Below are 17,602 nucleotides of genomic sequence, written 5' to 3'. Positions count from 1 at the left end.
GCCGGTCGTCGGCAGCGCCCCCGGGCGGTCTCGTTCCACGGTGGTGTCACTCGTTGGCGGCGCGCAGCCGGTCCTCGTCCGCGTACTGGTCGAAGAGCGGGGTGCGGCCCCGGTCGCGGGCACGGCGGGACTGGGAAGGGGTGCGGCGGCCCGGCGCGGCGCCGGCCTCCGGGTCCGGCGTCTCGCGCGGGGCGGGTGCCGGCTCGGCCACCGAGGAGCGGGCCGCGCTCCAGGTCTCCGGGTCGCTGACGTCGACGGCGCTCGACGCGCGCGGCGCGACCGGAGCAGTGACGTACGTGGGCAGCGGGACCGGCACGGGCTCCCAGCTGTCGCCGGTCACAGGGCCGCGATGGCGCTGCTGGTCCACCCATTCCGCGTGATCGGTCTGCTCGACCAGCGCACGGCGGCCCGCCTCCTGCGGGGAGAGCTTCGGCGCCGGCTCGGGCTCGGTGTCCTCGGTCTGCTCCATGGACCCGTCCCCCGGCTCGGCCGCGGCCGGCGCCGGCTGGTGGCGGCGCGGGCGGTTCTCGCGCAGCCGCTGCGCCGCGGCCTCCGCCCGCCGCCGGTCCATGGTGAACGCGAAGCGACGTCGCTCCTGGGCGCGCATCTGCACGATGTAGGCGCTGAGGAGCACGGCCGGCAGGGCGGGTGCCCACAGGAGGCCCAGACCGCCGACCGCGGCGACCACCGCACCGAGGGTGAAGGCGAGGAAGAGGACGATGGTCGTCCGTCTGCGCCGGGCAAGGACCTTGCTGCGCCGCGCGCGCTCGGCGGCCGCGGCACGGTCGGACCGGCGGCGTGGGGCGGGGCGCCGGGCAGGGGCCCGGCCGGCGGGCCGGTCCGTCTCCTGCTCGGTGTCCTCGGGCACGTCCCGGCGGACTTCGGTGCGGGGCGCGGCGAAGGCCCGGACGTCCACGGAACTCAAACGGTCCGTGTCAGCGTCCGGGTCCACGTCGTGCTCGGGCTGCTCAGCGGTGCGTTCCCGCAGCTCCTTGGCGTACCGGCGCTCCATCGCCGCTCGTCCGGACAGCAGCCGGATGGCGGTGGAGAAGCGTTCCGTCGGACGGGCTTCGTTCAGCTCGTCCTGCCTGCGGAGCCACATCGGCACCAAGTAGGCGGCCCAGGCCCCGACGATGACTGCGTAGATGAGGCCGCTGCTGCTCACGCAACACACCGTAGAGGGATTTGCACAAGGGCATCCGCCAATTGGCCCGGTGTGTCGCACGATCTGGCTGATATCACGGACTTTTTTTGTGATTGTTCAGATCGGTTGATGGCTACCGCTGACCAATTTCGAACACTTATTTTATTTCCGGGCGGTTCCGGGTCGTGCCTGGTGCCAGCGGTTGAGCAGCCCCTCCGGCACCTCCTCGGCCGTCAGCGCGAACACCAGGTGGTCCCGCCACGCACCGTCGATGTGGAGATAACGGGGCCGCAGGCCCTCTTCGCGGAATCCGAGTTTCTCCACCACGCGGCGGCTCGGTCCGTTCTCGGGCCGAATGCAGACCTCGATGCGGTGCAGACCGACCGAACGGAAACAGTGGTCCACGGCCAGAGCTACAGCCGTCGGCATGACCCCGCGGCCGGCGATGCTCCGGTCGACCCAGTAGCCGACATGACCGGAGCACATCGAGCCCCAGGTGATCCCGGCCACGGTCAGCTGCCCGACGAGCCTGCCCTGGTACTCGATTACGAAGGGCAGCATCCGGCCCGCGTTCGCCTCCGCGCGCAGATGGCGGACCATCTGCCGGTAGGTCGGCCGCTGGATGAGCGGCCCGCCCGGCGCCGGGGGCGGGATCGTCGCCTCCCAGGGACGCAGCCAGTCGCGGTTGCGCCGGTTGACCTCACGCCAGGTGCGCTGATCACGCAGCTTTATGGGGCGGAGGGTGATGTCACCGTCCACCAGGACGACCGGCCAGCTGACGCTCATGACGGTCTGGGATGGTCGCCGCCGCGCAACTGGTCGACGGCGTGGCGCAGGATCCGCTCCAGCACCGCGAGCCCGTCCCGCACGCCCCCGGTGGAGCCGGGGAGGTTGACGATCAGGGTGCGGCCGGCGACTCCGGCGACGCCGCGCGAGAGCACGGCGGTGGGCACCTTCTCGCGCCCGTACGCGCGGATCGCCTCCGGGATGCCGGGGACCTCGTGGTCGAGGAGGGCGCGGGTCACCTCGGGCGTGCGGTCGGTGGGCGAGACGCCCGTGCCGCCGGTGGTGACGATGACGTCGTACCGGTCGGCCACTCCGTCGCGCAGCGCCTCGCCGACCGGGTCTCCGTCGGGGACGACCCTGGGGCCGTCCACGGCGAAGCCGATCGCGGTGAGCTTCTCGGCGATGAGCGGGCCGCCGGCGTCCTCGTACACCCCGGCCGCAGCCCGGTTGGAGGCGGTGACCACGAGGGCGCGGTACGGGGCCGTGGCGTGGGCGGCGGTCATGCGGGCGCCCCTTCTGCTCCCTCGTGTCCCCCGCGGGTCCAGTCGCCGGACTTGCCGCCCGTCTTCTCCTCGACGCGGATGTCGGTGATCACCGCCGCCTTGTCGACGGCCTTGACCATGTCCACGACCGTGAGAGCGGCCACGGAGACCGCCGTGAGCGCCTCCATCTCCACCCCCGTGCGGTCCGTCGTCTTCACGGTGGCGGCGATCTCGACCGCGTCGTCGGCGACCGACAGGTCCAGCTTCACGCCGGAGACGGCGAGGGGGTGGCAGAGCGGGATCAGGTCGGGCGTGCGCTTCGCGCCCATGATTCCGGCGATCCGTGCCGTGGCGAGCGCGTCCCCCTTGGGGACGCCCTCGCCGCGCAGCAACTCGACGACGTACGGCGAGACCAGGACGCGGCCGGTGGCGCGCGCGGTGCGGGCGGTGACGTCCTTCCCGGATACGTCGACCATGCGGGCCGCCCCCGCCTCGTCGATGTGCGTCAGCCTGCCTTGCGTACTCATGTGCGCCTGTGCTCCCGGTCCGGTCCCGTCAGGGCCTGTGTGGTCAGACACGGTACCGCCACAGGGGGCGGGTCAGCCCAGGAGGACCACGCCGACCTCCGTGCCGGGCTCCACCGAGGTGTCGGACTCCGGGACGACGATCAGGCAGTCGGCGTGGGCGAGCGCCGCGATCAGATGGGACCCCGAGCCGCCGACGGGGGTGACGCTGCCGGCCTCCGCGTCATACCTGCCGCGGAGGAACTGGCGCTTCCCGGCAGGGGAGCCGATCGCCTTGTCCGCCTTGAGCACGGCACGTGCGGTGGGGCGGTGCACGTCCGGCAGACCCATGAGCGCGCGGATCGCGGGCCTGACGAACAGCTCGAAGGAGACGTAGGACGACACCGGGTTGCCGGGCAGGGCCAGCAGCGGCGTGTGCTCGGGACCGATGGAGCCGAAGCCCTGCGGTTTGCCCGGCTGCATCGCGAGCTTGCGGAAGTCGATACCGCTGCCGGGCTCGTCCTCGTCGCCGACCGAGGAGAGCGCCTCCTTGACCACGTCGTACGCTCCGACACTGACCCCGCCCGTGGTGACCAGCAGATCGGCCCGGATCAGCTGGTCCTCGATCGTGGCGCGCAGGGTCTCCGCATCGTCGGTGACCGCGCCCACCCGGTAGGAGATCGCGCCCGCGTCCCGCGCGGCGGCGGCGAGCGCGAAGCTGTTGGAGTCGTAGATCCTGCCCTCGGTCAACTCCTCGCCGGGCTGGACCAGTTCGCTGCCGGTCGACAGGACCACCACGCGGGGCCGGGGGCGGACCCGCACGGTGCCGCGGCCGATCGCGGCGAGCAGGCCGATCTGGGGCGGGCCGAGGACCGTGCCCGCCGCAAGGGCCAGGTCACCGGCCTGCACGTCGCTGCCCCGGGCGCGAACATGCGCGCGCTCCTCGACGGGCCGGTGGACGCGGACCTCGCCGCTCGCGCCCGCAGGGTCCTCGCCGGCCGGACGCATCGTCCTGGCCGCTCCCCCGCCGGTGCCGCCGTCGGTCCACTCCACGGGGACCACGGCCTGCGCGCCGGGCGGCAGCGGGGCTCCGGTCATGATGCGGGCGGACTGGCCGGGGCCGACGGTGGGCAGACCACCGCCACCTGCGGCCACGTCCCCGATGACGGTCAGGACGGACGGGAACTCCTCCGTCGCGCCCGCGACATCGGCGACGCGGACCGCGTACCCGTCCATGGAGCTGTTGTCGAACGGTGGCAGCGCGACGGGGACGGTGACGTCCTCCACAAGGACACAGCCCTGGGCGTCCGGCAGCTGAAGCTCGATCGGGTCGAGCGGGCGGATCGCGGCGAGGATGTCCTCAAGGTGGTCGTCCACCGACCAGGTCGTGCTGCTCACGGTCCTACATCTCCTCGGTCACAAAACTGCGAAGCCAGTCCCGGAACTCCGGGCCCAGGTCCTCACGTTCGCACGCGAGTCTGACAATGGCACGCAGATAGTCGCCCCGGTCACCGGTGTCGTAGCGGCGACCCTTGAAGATCACTCCGTGGACCGGGCCGCCGGAGCTTTTCTCCGTGGCGGCGGCCGACTGGTCCGCCTCCGTGAGCTTCTGGAGAGCGTCGGTGAGCTGGATCTCGCCGCCGCGGCCCGGCTCCGTCTCCCGCAGTACGCCGAAGACGGCGGGGTCGAGGACGTAGCGGCCGATGATCGCCAGGTTGCTGGGCGCGTCCGCGGGCTCCGGCTTCTCCACCAGGTCGGTGATCTTGACGACGTCGCTGTCGCCGGTGGGCTTCACGGCGGCGCAGCCGTAGAGGTGGATCTGGGACGGGTCGACCTCCATCAGCGCGATGACGCTGCCGCCCTCGCGCTCCTGCACCTCGACCATGCGGGCGAGCAGGGGGTCGCGCGGGTCGATCAGGTCGTCGCCGAGAAGGACCGCGAAGGGCTGGTCGCCGACGTGCGGCTCGGCGCACAGCACGGCGTGGCCGAGCCCGCGCGGGTCGCCCTGGCGCACGTAGTGCATGGTCGCGAGGTCGCTGGATTCCTGGACCTTCGCGAGCCTGCCGGCGTCGCCCTTGCGGGAGAGCGCTTCCTCGAGCTCGTAGTTGCGATCGAAGTGGTCCTCGAGCGGGCGCTTGTTGCGTCCCGTGATCATCAGTACGTCGGAGAGGCCGGCCGAGACGGCCTCCTCGACCACGTACTGGATAGCCGGCTTGTCGACCACAGGCAGCATCTCTTTGGGCGTGGCTTTCGTGGCAGGCAGGAACCGGGTGCCGAGGCCTGCGGCTGGGATGACAGCCTTGCTGATCCTGGGGTGCGACTGAGTCATGCGCAGCACCCTATCCGCTGAGTATGGGCGGAAGATGATACTCCGGTTAACTTCGTCCTCACAAAGACGTGTACAACACATTTACGGGTGGGCAATGAACGCCGACATGTCGGAAAAGAGCGTCCTGCGGGCCGAACTGCTCGGCGCACGACGGCTCCTGTCCACAGAGGACGTGACAGAGACCGCCGCGGTTCTCGCACGGCACGCTCTGCGCCTCCCGGAGCTCGCGGACGCCGGCACCGTCGCCGCCTACGTGTCCGTCGGGCGAGAGCCCGGCACACGGGCGCTGCTCGACGCGCTGCTCTCCAGGGGAGTACGCGTCCTGCTGCCCGTGCTGCTGGACGACAACGACCTGGACTGGGGGGTGTACCGGGGAGCGGAACACCTGGAGCGCGCCGGACGCGGGCTCCTGGAGCCGGACGGGGAACGGCTCGGTCCCGACGCGGTGCTCACGGCCGACGCCGTGCTGCTGCCCGGGCTGGCCGTGGACGCCCTGGGCATGCGGCTCGGGCGCGGCGGCGGTTCGTACGACCGCGTCCTCGCACGTCTCGCCGCCGCGGGCGCGGACCCGGCGCTCGTGGTGCTCCTGCACGCGAACGAGGTGGTCGAGCAGGTCCCGGCGGAACCGCACGACCACCCCGTTCACGCGGTGGTGACGCCCGACGGCGTCACCCGGTTCACGGGACGGAGAAGCCCGGAGGAACGAGCGTGAGCGTGTCGGCGGTGCCGGCCGACACCGCCTCCGCGCTGTAGGCCCAGTCCAGCAGCTCACCGTCGGCCCATATGTCGGTCTGGTCGGTGTAGTGCGCGTTGTACGCGTGGCCCGAGGCGCCGGTGAGGTTGATCCACCGGGACTCGTCCCACTCGCCGACGTTGACCACCATCCGCATGGAGGGCACCCACACGACCTCGTAGCCGCCCGCCGCGTTCCAGCCTGTGGCGTTCACCGCGGCCTCGCCGCCGCCGAGGTTCCACGGGCCGCGGTTGAGCATCGTCTGCAGGAACCCCGGGCCGTCGGTGCCCAGCGTCTGGTTCTTCAGGGTGAGCTGGTGCAGGCGGCCCCAGCTCCAGCTGGAGGCGTCCTTGCCGAGCCTGGCCGTCAGCTCCCAGCGGGCGTCCGCCATCGCGCGGCCGAGGAGCTCGTCGCGGCTGTCGGTCGCCTGCTCCGTACGGGTCCTGGGCGACTGCCACCAGGTGTTGTCCTCGTCCTTCAGCAGCCGTCGCACCACCTCGAACCAGCGGTCGCCGCCGTCGGGCTGGGCCGAGTCGGCGTCACGCAGGCCGCACTCGCGCACCCGCTCCTCGAGGTCGTCGTCCGGGGCCGTGCTGTCGGCGGGACGGACACTGAGGCACTCGCCCTCGACGCGCAGCTCCTTGGGGAGCTTGTTGCCGAACGCCAGCTTCAGGACGTTCCGCCACACCGCGTTGAAGTAGGCGGCGGCGCCGGAGTCCGGTTCCTGGGTGTAGTCCCAGCCCTCGAGCAGCTTCTGTGCCTCGCGGACGTAGGGGTCGGAGATGTCGATCTTCAGCAGGTAGGGCGTGAGCAGCTTCGCGATCTCGCTGCTGTTGTCCGTCTGCATGGTGCGCATGTCTTCGGTCGAGATCTTGCCGCCGCCCTGGATCTTCGACTCGATGAGGTCGTTGATCCGCTGACTCCGGGCGCCGTAGCCGTAGTCCTTGGTGATCAGGTACGAGTACTTCTCCGCGTCGATGACGGCCTGGTTGGCGGTGACGATGTAGCCCCGGTCAGGGTTGTACTCGTACGGCAGCTCGTCGAAGGGGATGTAGTCGGTCCACTTGTACGCCGGGTCCCAGCCGGGCGCGGGGGTGGAGCCGTCGCCCTGGGCGCGGACCGGGATCCGGCCCGGGGCCTGATAGCCGATGTTGCCCTTGGTGTCGGCGTAGACCAGGTTCTGCGAGGGGACCTCGAACTTCTGCGAGGCCATGCGGAAGCTCTGGAAGTCCTTGGCCCGGTTGAGCTCGAAGACGGCGTCCATGGTCCTGCCCGGCTGGAGAGCGGTCCACTGGAGGGCGACTCCGTAGCCGGAGGCGCGGTCGGGCGCGGCGTTGGACACGGGCGCCTTCTGGCCGACCTTCTCCAGCTCCTCGCTGCGGTCGGAGACCAGGGGGCCGTGCCCGGTGGAGCGGACCGTGATCGTCTTGCTGGCGCCGCCCGCGACCTTGATGACCTCCTTGCGGGTGGTCAGCTGCTTCTCCTCGTCGCCGACGAGGTAGCTGTCGCCGGTGAGCTTCTCGAGGTAGAGGTCGGTGACGTCGGCGCCGAGGTTGGTGAAGCCCCAGGCGATGTCCTGGTTGTGGCCGATTATCACGCCGGGCATGCCGGAGAAGGTGTAGCCCGCGACGTCGTAGCGGCACTTCGCGGAGGTCTCACGGCAGTGCAGGCCCATCTGGTACCAGAGCGAGGGCAGCTGGGGCGCGAGGTGCGGGTCGTTGGCCAGCAGGGGCTTGCCGGTGGTCGTGTACTTGCCGTCGACCACCCAGGAGTTGGACCCGATGCCGTTGCCGCTGGGGCCCAGGAGGGCGGGGATCGCGTCGAGGGCGTCGGAGAGCGCGGCCAGCTGCGAGCTCGCTCCGGACGCCGCGTCCCCGGCACCGCCGGTGCCGGTTCCCGTGCCGTCACCGGTTCCGGTGCCGGTGCCGGTGCCGGTGCCGGAGCCCGCGCCGTCGCCCGTGTTTCCGCCGGTGGAACCGTCCTCGAGGTCGGAAGGCTTGGCTGCGGGGTCGAACTTCCCGGTGGCCTGGCTGATCCCGCCCTCCTGCACGATCGGTTTGTTGCGCTCGTAGGGATAGGACGGGTAGAGGTCCTTGATCTGCTTCTCGCTGAGCCTGCTGGTCAACAGGGAGCGGTCGATCTCGTCCTCCATGTTCCCGCGCAGGTCCCAGGCCATCGCCTTGAGCCAGGCCACCGAGTCGACCGGCGACCACGGCTCGGGCTTGTAGTCGTTGGTGAAGGACAGCGCCGCGTACTCGACCGAGATCTCCTCGGCGGAGCGCCCCTTGAGGTACGCGTTGACGCCTTCCGAATAGGCCTGGAGGAATTTCTTCGTCTCCGCGGAGAGCTTGGTGTCGTACTCCTCCTGCGCGACGTGGCGCCAGCCGAGCGTGCGGAGGAAGGCGTCCGTCCCTACCTGTCCGGAGCCGAACATCTCCGAGAGCCGGCCGGAGGTCATGTGCCGGCGGACGTCCATCTCCCAGAAGCGGTCCTGCGCCTGGACGAATCCCTGGGCGCGGAAGAGGTCCTCGTCGGTGTCCGCGTAGATCTGCGGGATGCCGTGGTCGTCCCGCTTGACCTCGACCTTGCCGCCGAGCCCTTCGAGTTGGATCGACCCGGTGGTCTGCGGGAAGGAGGCACGCACCGTACTGATGCTCCAGTACGCCCCGTAGCCGACGCCCGCCACGAGGGCCAGCACCAGGACGAGCACGAGCAGACGGGCGCGTCGCCCCTTCTTCTTCTTGGGGGAAGAGGCGGTTGTGTTGGCGGGCATCGCTGTCCTTCGAGGGGCAGGGTGGTCCTGGGAATGCTGAGGCAACTCTAGGCGCAGCGCCCGACCGGCCCGGACGCGGTATCCACAAGGCACCCTCGTCCACAGACAAACAGATCATCGGACCGTCAAGGAAACGTTAAAGATTAGGTAAGGTAACGAAGTGTCGCCCGCCGGTAGGAAGAGCCGGCCGCAAGGCGCGAGGGGAAGGATCGGCCACTGACTGTCCACCAGCTCAACGAACTCCTGCTCATTTGCTCGCTCGTCCTGCTCGTCGCCGTGGCGGCGGTGCGCGTGTCCTCGCGCAGCGGGCTCCCCAGCCTGCTGCTGTATCTCGGCATCGGGATCGCCATCGGCCAGGACGGCCTGCTCGACGTCCAGTTCGACGACGCCGAGCTGACGCAGGTGATCGGCTACGGCGCCCTCGTGGTGATCCTCGCCGAAGGTGGACTCGGCACGAAGTGGAAAGAGATCAGGCCCGCGTTGCCCGCTGCCGCCGCACTGGCGACGGTCGGTGTCGCGGTGAGCGTCGGCGTCACGGCCGCCGCCGCCCATTATCTGGTGGGACTCCCGTGGCAGCAGGCCCTGATCGTCGGCGCGGTCGTCTCGTCGACCGACGCCGCCGCGGTCTTCTCGGTGCTGCGCAAGGTGCCGCTGCCTCCCCGGGTGACCGGAGCGCTCGAGGCGGAATCCGGCTTCAACGACGCCCCCGTCGTGATCCTGGTGGTGGCGTTCTCGACGACCGGGCCGATCGACGCCTGGTACATGCTGGTCGGCGAGATCGCGCTGGAGCTGGCGATCGGCGCGGTCATCGGCCTCGCGATCGGCTGGCTCGGCGCGTACGCCCTGCGGCACGTGGCCCTGCCCGCCTCCGGCCTCTACCCGATCGCCGTCATGGCGATCGCGGTCATGGCGTACGCGGCCGGGGCCATGGCGCACGGCAGCGGCTTCCTCGCCGTCTATCTCGCCTCGATGGTCCTCGGCAACGCCAAACTGCCGCACTCCCCGGCCAATCGCGGATTCGCCGAAGGGCTCGGCTGGCTGGCCCAGATCGGCATGTTCGTCCTGCTCGGCCTCCTGGTGACGCCGCACGAGCTGCTCCGCGACTTCTGGCCGGCGGTGATCGTCGGCCTGATGCTGACGGTGGTCGCGCGCCCCCTCGGAGTCTTCGTCAGCCTGGTGCCGTTCCGTATCCCGTGGCAGGAACAGGTGCTGATGTCGTGGGCCGGCCTCCGCGGCGCGGTGCCCATCATTTTCGCGACGATCCCCATGGTCTCGGGCGTCGAGGGCAACGACCGGATCTTCAACATCGTCTTCGTCCTGGTGGTCGTCTACACCCTGGTGCAGGGGCCGACCCTGCCCTGGCTCGCGAGGCGGCTGCGGCTCGGCGACTCCTCGGAGGCCGCCGACCTCGGCATCGAGTCCGCACCTCTGGAGCGGCTGCGCGGGCACCTGCTCTCGGTCGAGGTCCCGGAAGCGTCGAAGATGCACGGCGTGGAGGTCGCGGAGCTGCGGCTGCCGTCGGGCTCCGCCGTCACCCTCGTCGTCCGCGACGGCAAGAGCTTCGTACCGCTGCCCTCGACGGTGCTGCGCCACGGGGACGAGCTGCTCGTGGTGGCGACCGACCCCGTGCGGGACGCCGCCGAGCGGCGCCTGCGGGCGGTCGCCCAGGGCGGGAAGCTCGCGGGCTGGCTGGGCACAGGGGGCGGCGCACGCCGCCGGTCCCTGTGACCGGCGGGCCGGATCAGCGGATCAGCCCTCGATCGCTCCGTGAATCACAGGAATACATGCAGTGATCCCTGTCATTTCCCAGGATGTGACAGGGAAAGTCCCTGTACCATGAAGGCACACTGATCGACCAACTCTGCCTGACGCAGAGCTGGCGCGACCGTATGGCGGCCGCGGAGTCCCTCGCTGTGGGCCCCGGTATCTACCGCAGTTCCGCGCAAGAGGACAGCTCTCGGCGGCTCCCGACACCCAGGGGAGCGCTACCAGGCGGCAGAAAGGCAAGGACCGTGGAGTCCACGGTCGCTTCTGGCAAGCGTCCTGGTTACGGGCAACTGCTCCGTACCGCAGGCGCTTGGACATTCCTGCTTCCCGGGTTCGCCGCCCGGCAGCCCTTCGCGATGCTCACCATCGGCATCGTCCTGCTCGTCCAGCACACCACCGGCTCGTACGGCAGCGCAGGCGCCGTCGCAGCCGTCACCGGCGTGTCCATGGCACTGTTCGCGCCGCAGAGCGGCAAGCTCGCCGACCGTTTCGGCCAGCGCGCCGTGCTGGTGCCCGGCGTACTCGTGCACACGGTTTCAGGCGTCGCGCTCACCGTGCTGGCCCTCACCGGCGCGCCCCTGTGGGCACTGTTCGCCGCTGCCGTGCCGACCGGCGCCTCCGTTCCTCAGGTCGGCCCGATGGTGCGGGCACGCTGGGCCGCGCGCCTCCAGGGCTCGCCGCTGATGTCGACGGCCGCGGCCTTCGAGTCCGTGACGGACGAGTTCACTTTCGTGGTGGGACCTGTCCTCGCCACCGCGCTGTGCACCGGCGTCCACCCGGCGGCCGGTCTGATCGCCGAGTCCGCGCTCACCCTGGCCGGCGGACTCCTGTTCGCCGCCCAGCGCCGCACCCAGCCGGCCCACGGCAACTCCGTCGACGCCCGGACCGAGCGCACCTCCGCGCTGTCCGTGCCCGGCGTGCGGGTCCTGGCGGTGGCCTTCCTCGGTATCGGCTCCGTCTTCGGGGGCATGCAGGTCTCGCTGACCGCGTTCACCGAGGAGATCGGGCAGCCCGGGATGAACGGTCTGCTGTACGGCCTCTTCGCCGCCGGCAACATGCTGGCCGGCGTCGCCGTCGGCACCATCGCCTGGAAGACCGGGCCGCGCCGCAGGCTGGTGCTCGGCTACGCGGGCCTCACGCTGGCCGCGTCCGTCCTCTGGACGGCCCATTCCGTGGTGCTGCTCGGGGCGCTGGGCCTGATCGTCGGCCTCTTCATCGCCCCCGCGCTGATCAGCGGCTACACCCTCGTCGACTCGCTCGTGCCCGCCTCCGCCCGCACCGAGGCCTTCACCTGGCTGACGGGCGCGGTGGCGCTGGGCCAGGCCGCCGCCGTGACGGTGGCCGGACAGTTGGCCGACACGTACGGCGCAGGCGCCGGATTCGCCGTGCCGCTGGTGGGTACCGCGCTCGCGCTGGTCACCCTTGTGACACTGCGTTCGCGCCTCACTCCGCGTACCTCCGGACGGGTCGCGGCGCGTGGGATCGGTCACCGAGTGCCGGTGACGGTGGACTGATTCCGCGGAATACGTCACTATGGATCGTCGTTAGCACTCATCGAGTGAGAGTGCCAGGAGGAAGACAAGTGCCGACCTACCAGTACCAGTGCACCGAATGCGGCGAGGGCCTCGAGGCGGTGCAGAAGTTCACCGATGACGCCCTGACCGTATGCCCCAGCTGTGACGGACGCCTGAAGAAGGTGTTCTCAGCGGTCGGCATCGTCTTCAAGGGTTCCGGCTTCTACCGCAACGACAGCCGCGGCTCGTCGTCGAGCAGCTCACCCGCGTCGACCTCCGCGTCGTCGACGGGTACGAAGTCCTCGTCGGACACGAAGGCGTCGTCCCCGGCCGCCTCCTCGACGGCTTCCTCCTCGTCCTCGAGCACGTCGAGCGCATCCGGCTCCGCAGCCTGATTCGTACCTTTCCGAGACCCCGCCCGGCACATGACCCCGGCGGGGTTCTTGGCATGTGCGCCTGCGGCTACTGTGATCGCCATGGCGACCAAGTCGAACGCAAGCGAAGCGGCCGGACCGGCGGAGATCGGTGTGATCGGCGGCTCGGGCCTCTACTCCTTCCTGGAGGACGTCACCGAGATCGAGGTCGAGACGCCCTACGGTCCGCCCAGCGACTCCCTGTTCCTCGGTGACGTCGCGGGACGGCGGGTCGCCTTCCTGCCCCGTCATGGGCGGGGCCACCACCTGCCGCCGCACCGCATCAACTACCGCGCCAACCTCTGGGCCCTGCGTTCCGTCGGCGTCCGCCAGGTGCTCGGCCCGTGCGCGGTCGGGGGCCTGGTGCCCGAGTACGGCCCCGGCACACTGCTCGTGCCCGACCAGTTCGTGGACCGGACGAAGGCGCGGACGCAGACCTACTTCGACGGCCTGCCGCTGCCCGACCGGACCGTCCCCAACGTGGTGCACGTGTCGCCTGCCGATCCGTACTGCCCGCGGGGGCGCAGGACCGTGCTGGACGCGGCGCGCGGACGCGACTGGGAGCCGGTGGACGGCGGGACGCTGGTGGTCGTCGAGGGACCCCGCTTCTCGACCCGGGCCGAGTCCCGGTGGCACGCGGCGATGGGCTGGTCGGTGGTCGGCATGACCGGGCACCCCGAGGCCGTCCTCGCCCGGGAGCTCGAACTCTGCTACACGTCGATCACCCTGGTCACCGATCTGGACGCCGGCGCCGAAGCGGGCGAGGGCGTCTCGCACGAAGAGGTGCTGAAGGTGTTCGCGGCCAATGTCGACCGGCTGCGGACGGTTCTGTTCGACGCTGTGGCGGGTCTGCCGTCGAACGACGAGCGCGACTGCGGGTGCGGCAACGCGCTGGCGGGGATGGACCCGGGCATCACGCTGCCGTAGCGGGGCGGGCTGCGAAGGCGCGTCGCGGGCGCGGCTCGGTCGCTGTTCGGTCGCTGTTCGGTCGCGGGGCAGGGCGGGGCACCCTCGGGCGGAGCTGCGAGGTTCGCGGGGGTACGGGGCACTGGGCGGCGTGGTCACGCGGCAGGGCTGCGAGGCGGCGTCGCGGGGCGGACTGTTCGATGAGCGGCGCTGTCGCAGGGTGGAGCGCCCGCGCTTGAGCACTCTTTCCGGTGAGCAAGTTGTCCACATACGTCGCTCCGTCCACAGGCTTCGGCGGGCCTGCGCCGGAACGTGGATCGTGATGAGCGGTCGGTCACGGGCGCAAGGCCCGGGCCACTCCTCGCGACAGGCGGTGCGACATGTCCTTCGTGCACTCCTCCCCTCCCCCTTGTCCCGCGCCGGAGCCCTTGGGCGTGCCGGCGTTCGCCCCGCTGCGGGTCCGTGGCGGGGCGCAGCGGCTTCGCCGAGCGTTGTGGCGGCAGCGGCGAACCATGGCCGCGGGCCTGGCGGTGACGGCCGCGGCGCTCGCCGCGTCGACGGCCCGGGGAGCCGACGTCGCGGGCGGGCCGGGGCAGGAGACCCGGGGCGGTCCGGGCGCCGGTGTGCCGGCTGCCGCGTCCCCGGCACCCGAACCGCGCCCTGCCACCGAGCTGGTGTCCGCGCCCGTGCGCATCGCGGACGCGGCGACGGTGCGGCTCCTGCGGCCCGGGGACCGCGTCGACGTCATCGCGGCCGCCGACCCTCCCACGGCCGGAAGCGAGGGGACGGTTGCGGCGAAGGTCGTGGCGTCCGGAGTCCGGGTGACCGAGGTTCCTCCCGGCGAGGACTCCGCGGAGGGCGGCGCCCTCGTGGTGCTGGCCGTACCACGCGCCACTGCGGCGGAGCTGGCCGGCGCCGGTGCGACCTCCCGCTTGGTGGTGACGGTGTGCTGACTCGCACTGGCGTAGCCACGGGTAACCCCATAGCGGCTGCGGATTGGACAAGGAGGCCGGGCGCTGCCGTAAGTTGCCGAGCCGTCCCCTTCTACATATATGAAGAGAGGCTCATTCGTGAGCGAGAAGAAGCCGAGCGTCCTCGAAGGCTTCAAGGCCTTCCTGCTCCGTGGCAACGTGATCGACCTCGCCGTCGCCGTCGTCATCGGTGCCGCTTTCACCAACATCGTGAACGCTGTGGTGAAGGGTGTGATCAACCCGCTGGTCGGGGCGTTCGGTACGAAGGACCTGGATGCCTACAGCTCCTGTCTGAAGGCGCCGTGCGAGGTCGGCACCGACGGCGAGATGCAGGGTATTCAGATCATGTGGGGATCGGTGCTCGGTGCGACGCTCCAGTTCTTGATCACCGCTGCCGTCGTCTACTTCCTCATGGTGCTGCCCATGTCGAAGTACCTCGCCCGCCGCGCGGCCGCGCAGAAGGCGAAGGAGGGTGTCCGGGAGACGCTCGAGGTGACCGAGCTGGAGGTGCTGAAGGAGATCCGCGACGCCCTGGTGGCGCAGCGCCGTACCGGCTCGACGGCCACCGGCGACGACTCCGGTCCGGCAGGCGCACCGGGGTCCGGCGCCGGTCACTGACACGGCCGACGGCCCCCAAGGCTCGTACGGCTCAGATGTGGTGCGGCGGCTTCTCGTCGAGGAAGCGCGCGAGATCGGCGGCGCTGTCGCTGCTCGCGGGAGGCCGCTCGCCCCACCCACGGTCCGTATCGTCCGCCGATTGCTGGTCCAGCGGATCGTCGAAGATCAGCCTCGGCTCGGGTCGTTGCTGTCCGGGCTGCTTCGCATCACGCGGTCCGGGGGCGGGGGCGGTCCTCATACCCTCCAGGGTACGGCCGAGACACCCCCTGCCGGCACCTGTCTTCTCTCCCTTCTGCCGACGGCCCCGGGGCCGGGGGCCGTCGGCCCGGGCAGGGCCGGCCGGGGCAGGGGCGGCTGGGGCAGGGGCGGTCCGGCCCGGGTCGGCCTGGGCAGGGCACCGCCGGGCGGCACGGCCGCGCATGCACCACCGTTGCGGACAGCGCTCGTCGGCACCGGAATCGCGCGGGGACCGGGCACCGGATTCGAGACCGGCTGGAGCACCGGTCGAGACTGCGCCGCGCGGCTGCGCGACAGCCGCCACGCACGGCCCGCCCAACTAACCTGGCAGACATGGTCGTTATGAAGAGGACTGACGGGCAGACCGACGGTCTCACGGATGTGGCGGGTCTGCGGGTCGGTCACGCACAGGTCGCCGGAGACGGTGCGCTCAGCGGCACGACCGTCGTCCTCGCGCCCGAAGGCGGAGTGGTCGCGGCCGTGGACGTCAGGGGTGGTGGGCCCGGTACCCGGGAGACCGACGCACTCGATCCGCGCAATGTCGTCCAGCGCATCGAAGCGGTGGTGCTCACCGGTGGCAGCGCGTTCGGGCTCGAGTCGGCCGCGGGGGTGATGGCTTGGCTCGAGGAACAGGGCCGGGGCGTACGGGTCGGCCCAGACCCCTCGCAGGTCGTGCCCGTCGTGCCGGCGGCGTGCGTCTTCGACCTGGGGCGCGGTGGCGACTGGTCCGCGCGGCCGGACGCCTCCACAGGCCGGGCCGCGGTGGTGGCGGCTGCCGCCACCGACGAGGGCGCGCCGGTCGAGGCAGGTGCGGTCGGTGCCGGGACCGGCGCGGTGATCGGCCACTTCAAGGGCGGTGTCGGCACGGCGAGCACTGTCCTCGAGTCCGGCATCACCGTGGCCGCGCTGGTCGTGGCGAACGCGGTGGGCTCTGCCGTCGACCCCGGGACCGGCGCACTGTACGGCGAGTTGATCACCGAAGGCGTGGACCGCGCGGCAATCCCCTCCGCGGCGGTGCACACCGCGGCGCAGTTGCGCTTGACCGAGGCGCGTGAGAAGAACGGGCCCCCGCCCCTGAACACCACCCTCGCCGTCGTGGCCACCGACGCCGACCTCACCCGTGCACAGGCGCACAAGCTCGCGGGGACGGCGCACGACGGCATCGCGCGCGCCGTGCGACCCGTGCACCTCCTCAACGACGGCGACACGGTGTTCGCGCTGGCCACGGGCTCGGTGGCGCTCGCCGAAGGCAATCCGCTCGCGCTGAACGACGTTCTCGCCGCGGGAGCCGACATGGTGACGCGGGCGATCGTGCACGCCGTGAGATCCGCCGCGAGCGTCGACGGACCGGGCGGCAGCTTCCCTTCGTACGGGGAGTTGTACGGCATCGACTGACGTATCGGACAGCCGAGTTGGGGGCGCGCGGGAACTTCTGCCACGCGCCCCTTCGTTTTACCCAACCCTGAAGCGCATTGTCGGACCGAAGCGCTACTTTTAGCTATCACCAAGTGACTTGTGGCGACGGCCTGGAGACCCCTCTTGAACGATCCGAACGATCCGTACGAGACGACCGAGACGCACCTCGAGCGACTCCTGGGTCGGGCGCTCAACTCCTTCGACCTGCCCGACGCGACGGTCGAGCGGCTCGGATGCGCGCTGGCGCACGCCAGTTCACTCCACTCCTCGCACCACACCGCGTCACTGCACCGGGCCACGTACCGCCACGCCTATCTGCTGGGTGACGGCAGTTCGCTCGTGCTGTGGGAGCTCGTGCACAACACCGGCCGCGACGGCACGGAGCAGCACGAGCTCTACGCGGAGGAGTCCGAGGCCCGGCTGGCGGCGTCGCGACTGCCCGCCGGCTTCCCCGGCTTCGCCGGTTCGGGGGGCTCCACCGGTCCTGGCAGCACGCTCGAGCAGGAGCTCGGCATCGACCTGGACGCAGATCTCGAGCTGCTCGCCGCTCTGATGGCGCCGCCGCCTGCCCCGCTGCCCCCGATGTACGTTCCTGACGACTCGGCGGACCACGCCCGCCGGGTGCTGCGCCGCGCGGAGAACGGGGACCGGCCGGGCGACGAGACGGCACGTCTGCTGCGCAGCGCCTTCGCCCACCACATCACCCAGGTCTTCGGGCGCCAGTTCCGGGTCGCCGGCAAGGACGCGGGCTTCACGCTCTACGAGCACGCCTTCCTGCTCCTCGACGGTACGGAACGGAGCCTGTGGGAGGTCGAGCACACGGCGACGCCGGACGGACGCCACATGTGTGAGGTCTACGAGGCGGAGCAGGACGCCCGCGAGGCCATGGAGCTCCGGGCACGCGTCCGCTAGCAGTCTTCGGTCCGGCCGGGTCCGGCCGTGCTGCGCGCGAACGCCGGGTGCCCGCGCCGCGGTGATCGCGGCGCGGGCACCCGGCGCACCAGGCGGAC

The 17,602-nt window shown here is 71.1% G+C and carries 17 protein-coding genes; 9 read left to right on the top strand and 8 right to left on the bottom strand.

Annotated features, from left to right (window positions below; all coding sequences use genetic code 11):
- Positions 1–46 precede the first annotated feature (46 nt).
- The 6 genes from glpR to galU all read right to left on the bottom strand — a co-directional run bounded on the left by glpR (position 47) and on the right by galU (position 5,244).
- Entirely contained in the window at positions 47–1,165 is a 1,119-nt protein-coding gene (glpR, locus tag GLX30_RS20630) for a gephyrin-like molybdotransferase receptor GlpR (RefSeq protein WP_159691066.1), read from the bottom strand.
- 141 nt (positions 1,166–1,306) lie between these two features.
- Positions 1,307–1,930, bottom strand: a complete 624-nt coding sequence (locus GLX30_RS20625; protein ID WP_159691063.1) for a GNAT family protein — start codon at positions 1,928–1,930, stop codon at positions 1,307–1,309.
- A complete protein-coding gene (locus GLX30_RS20620) occupies positions 1,927–2,433 on the bottom strand; it encodes a MogA/MoaB family molybdenum cofactor biosynthesis protein (protein ID WP_159691060.1) in 507 nt (168 codons plus the stop codon). Before GLX30_RS20620 ends, GLX30_RS20625 begins: the two co-directional genes overlap by 4 nt.
- Entirely contained in the window at positions 2,430–2,939 is a 510-nt protein-coding gene (gene moaC / locus GLX30_RS20615; RefSeq protein ID WP_159691057.1) for a cyclic pyranopterin monophosphate synthase MoaC, read from the bottom strand. Before moaC ends, GLX30_RS20620 begins: the two co-directional genes overlap by 4 nt.
- Positions 2,940–3,011: 72 nt before the next feature.
- Positions 3,012–4,313 (bottom strand): gephyrin-like molybdotransferase Glp, encoded by a 1,302-nt coding sequence (glp, locus tag GLX30_RS20610; protein WP_159691054.1) that lies wholly within the window; start codon positions 4,311–4,313, stop codon positions 3,012–3,014.
- Between the two features lie 4 nt (positions 4,314–4,317).
- Entirely contained in the window at positions 4,318–5,244 is a 927-nt protein-coding gene (gene galU, locus GLX30_RS20605; RefSeq protein WP_159691051.1) for a UTP--glucose-1-phosphate uridylyltransferase GalU, read from the bottom strand.
- A gap of 94 nt (positions 5,245–5,338) precedes the next feature.
- Between galU and GLX30_RS20600 the strand changes: the two genes are divergently transcribed.
- Entirely contained in the window at positions 5,339–5,956 is a 618-nt protein-coding gene (locus tag GLX30_RS20600) for a 5-formyltetrahydrofolate cyclo-ligase (RefSeq protein ID WP_159691048.1), read from the top strand.
- Here the strand turns inward: GLX30_RS20600 and GLX30_RS20595 are convergent.
- The gene (locus GLX30_RS20595; RefSeq protein ID WP_159691045.1) at positions 5,922–8,750 is read right to left on the bottom strand and encodes a penicillin acylase family protein; all 2,829 of its coding nucleotides are present in this window, start codon (positions 8,748–8,750) and stop codon (positions 5,922–5,924) included. The genes GLX30_RS20600 and GLX30_RS20595 overlap by 35 nt on opposite strands.
- A 216-nt stretch (positions 8,751–8,966) precedes the next feature.
- Here GLX30_RS20595 and GLX30_RS20590 point away from each other — a divergent pair, with 216 nt between their 5' ends.
- From GLX30_RS20590 to GLX30_RS20560, 6 genes are all read left to right on the top strand, one after another.
- On the top strand, positions 8,967–10,478 hold the full coding sequence (locus GLX30_RS20590) for a potassium/proton antiporter (RefSeq protein ID WP_159695144.1): 1,512 nt from the start codon (positions 8,967–8,969) through the stop codon (positions 10,476–10,478).
- A gap of 284 nt (positions 10,479–10,762) precedes the next feature.
- Entirely contained in the window at positions 10,763–12,031 is a 1,269-nt protein-coding gene (locus GLX30_RS20580) for an MFS transporter (RefSeq protein ID WP_159691042.1), read from the top strand.
- A gap of 68 nt (positions 12,032–12,099) precedes the next feature.
- Entirely contained in the window at positions 12,100–12,426 is a 327-nt protein-coding gene (locus tag GLX30_RS20575) for an FmdB family zinc ribbon protein (protein WP_159691039.1), read from the top strand.
- A gap of 81 nt (positions 12,427–12,507) precedes the next feature.
- A complete protein-coding gene (locus GLX30_RS20570) occupies positions 12,508–13,371 on the top strand; it encodes an S-methyl-5'-thioadenosine phosphorylase (protein ID WP_159691036.1) in 864 nt (287 codons plus the stop codon).
- Positions 13,372–13,730: 359 nt separating this feature from the next.
- On the top strand, positions 13,731–14,303 hold the full coding sequence (locus tag GLX30_RS20565) for an RcpC/CpaB family pilus assembly protein (RefSeq protein ID WP_159691033.1): 573 nt from the start codon (positions 13,731–13,733) through the stop codon (positions 14,301–14,303).
- A gap of 117 nt (positions 14,304–14,420) precedes the next feature.
- Entirely contained in the window at positions 14,421–14,939 is a 519-nt protein-coding gene (locus GLX30_RS20560; RefSeq protein ID WP_159691030.1) for an MscL family protein, read from the top strand.
- 31 nt (positions 14,940–14,970) lie between these two features.
- Here the strand turns inward: GLX30_RS20560 and GLX30_RS20555 are convergent, their stop codons facing one another.
- On the bottom strand, positions 14,971–15,177 hold the full coding sequence (locus GLX30_RS20555; RefSeq protein WP_005316407.1) for a hypothetical protein: 207 nt from the start codon (positions 15,175–15,177) through the stop codon (positions 14,971–14,973).
- A 341-nt stretch (positions 15,178–15,518) separates the two neighbouring features.
- On the opposite strand from GLX30_RS20555, the gene GLX30_RS20550 reads away from it, so the two are divergent.
- A complete protein-coding gene (locus GLX30_RS20550) occupies positions 15,519–16,571 on the top strand; it encodes a P1 family peptidase (protein WP_159695143.1) in 1,053 nt (350 codons plus the stop codon).
- A 144-nt stretch (positions 16,572–16,715) separates the two neighbouring features.
- Positions 16,716–17,504 (top strand): DUF6227 family protein, encoded by a 789-nt coding sequence (locus GLX30_RS20545; protein WP_159691027.1) that lies wholly within the window; start codon positions 16,716–16,718, stop codon positions 17,502–17,504.
- The last annotated feature ends 98 nt before the right edge of the window (positions 17,505–17,602 follow it).

The sequence above is a fragment of the Streptomyces sp. Tu 2975 genome (assembly GCF_009832925.1).
Classification (GTDB): Bacteria; Actinomycetota; Actinomycetes; order Streptomycetales; family Streptomycetaceae; genus Streptomyces.
The sequence above is the reverse complement of the archived record's forward strand: the minus strand, read 5'-3'. Positions and strand labels throughout refer to the sequence as shown.

Coding starts and splice junctions, on each gene's coding strand:
- GLX30_RS20565 (WP_159691033.1), top strand. CDS start 13,731: ATGTCCTTCGTGCACTCCTCCCCTCCCCCTTGTCCCGCGCCGGAGCCC.
- GLX30_RS20625 (WP_159691063.1), bottom strand. CDS start 1,930: ATGAGCGTCAGCTGGCCGGTCGTCCTGGTGGACGGTGACATCACCCTC.
- GLX30_RS20550 (WP_159695143.1), top strand. CDS start 15,519: ATGAAGAGGACTGACGGGCAGACCGACGGTCTCACGGATGTGGCGGGT.
- GLX30_RS20600 (WP_159691048.1), top strand. CDS start 5,339: ATGAACGCCGACATGTCGGAAAAGAGCGTCCTGCGGGCCGAACTGCTC.
- GLX30_RS20570 (WP_159691036.1), top strand. CDS start 12,508: ATGGCGACCAAGTCGAACGCAAGCGAAGCGGCCGGACCGGCGGAGATC.
- galU (WP_159691051.1), bottom strand. CDS start 5,244: ATGACTCAGTCGCACCCCAGGATCAGCAAGGCTGTCATCCCAGCCGCA.
- moaC (WP_159691057.1), bottom strand. CDS start 2,939: ATGAGTACGCAAGGCAGGCTGACGCACATCGACGAGGCGGGGGCGGCC.
- GLX30_RS20555 (WP_005316407.1), bottom strand. CDS start 15,177: ATGAGGACCGCCCCCGCCCCCGGACCGCGTGATGCGAAGCAGCCCGGA.
- GLX30_RS20595 (WP_159691045.1), bottom strand. CDS start 8,750: ATGCCCGCCAACACAACCGCCTCTTCCCCCAAGAAGAAGAAGGGGCGA.
- GLX30_RS20620 (WP_159691060.1), bottom strand. CDS start 2,433: ATGACCGCCGCCCACGCCACGGCCCCGTACCGCGCCCTCGTGGTCACC.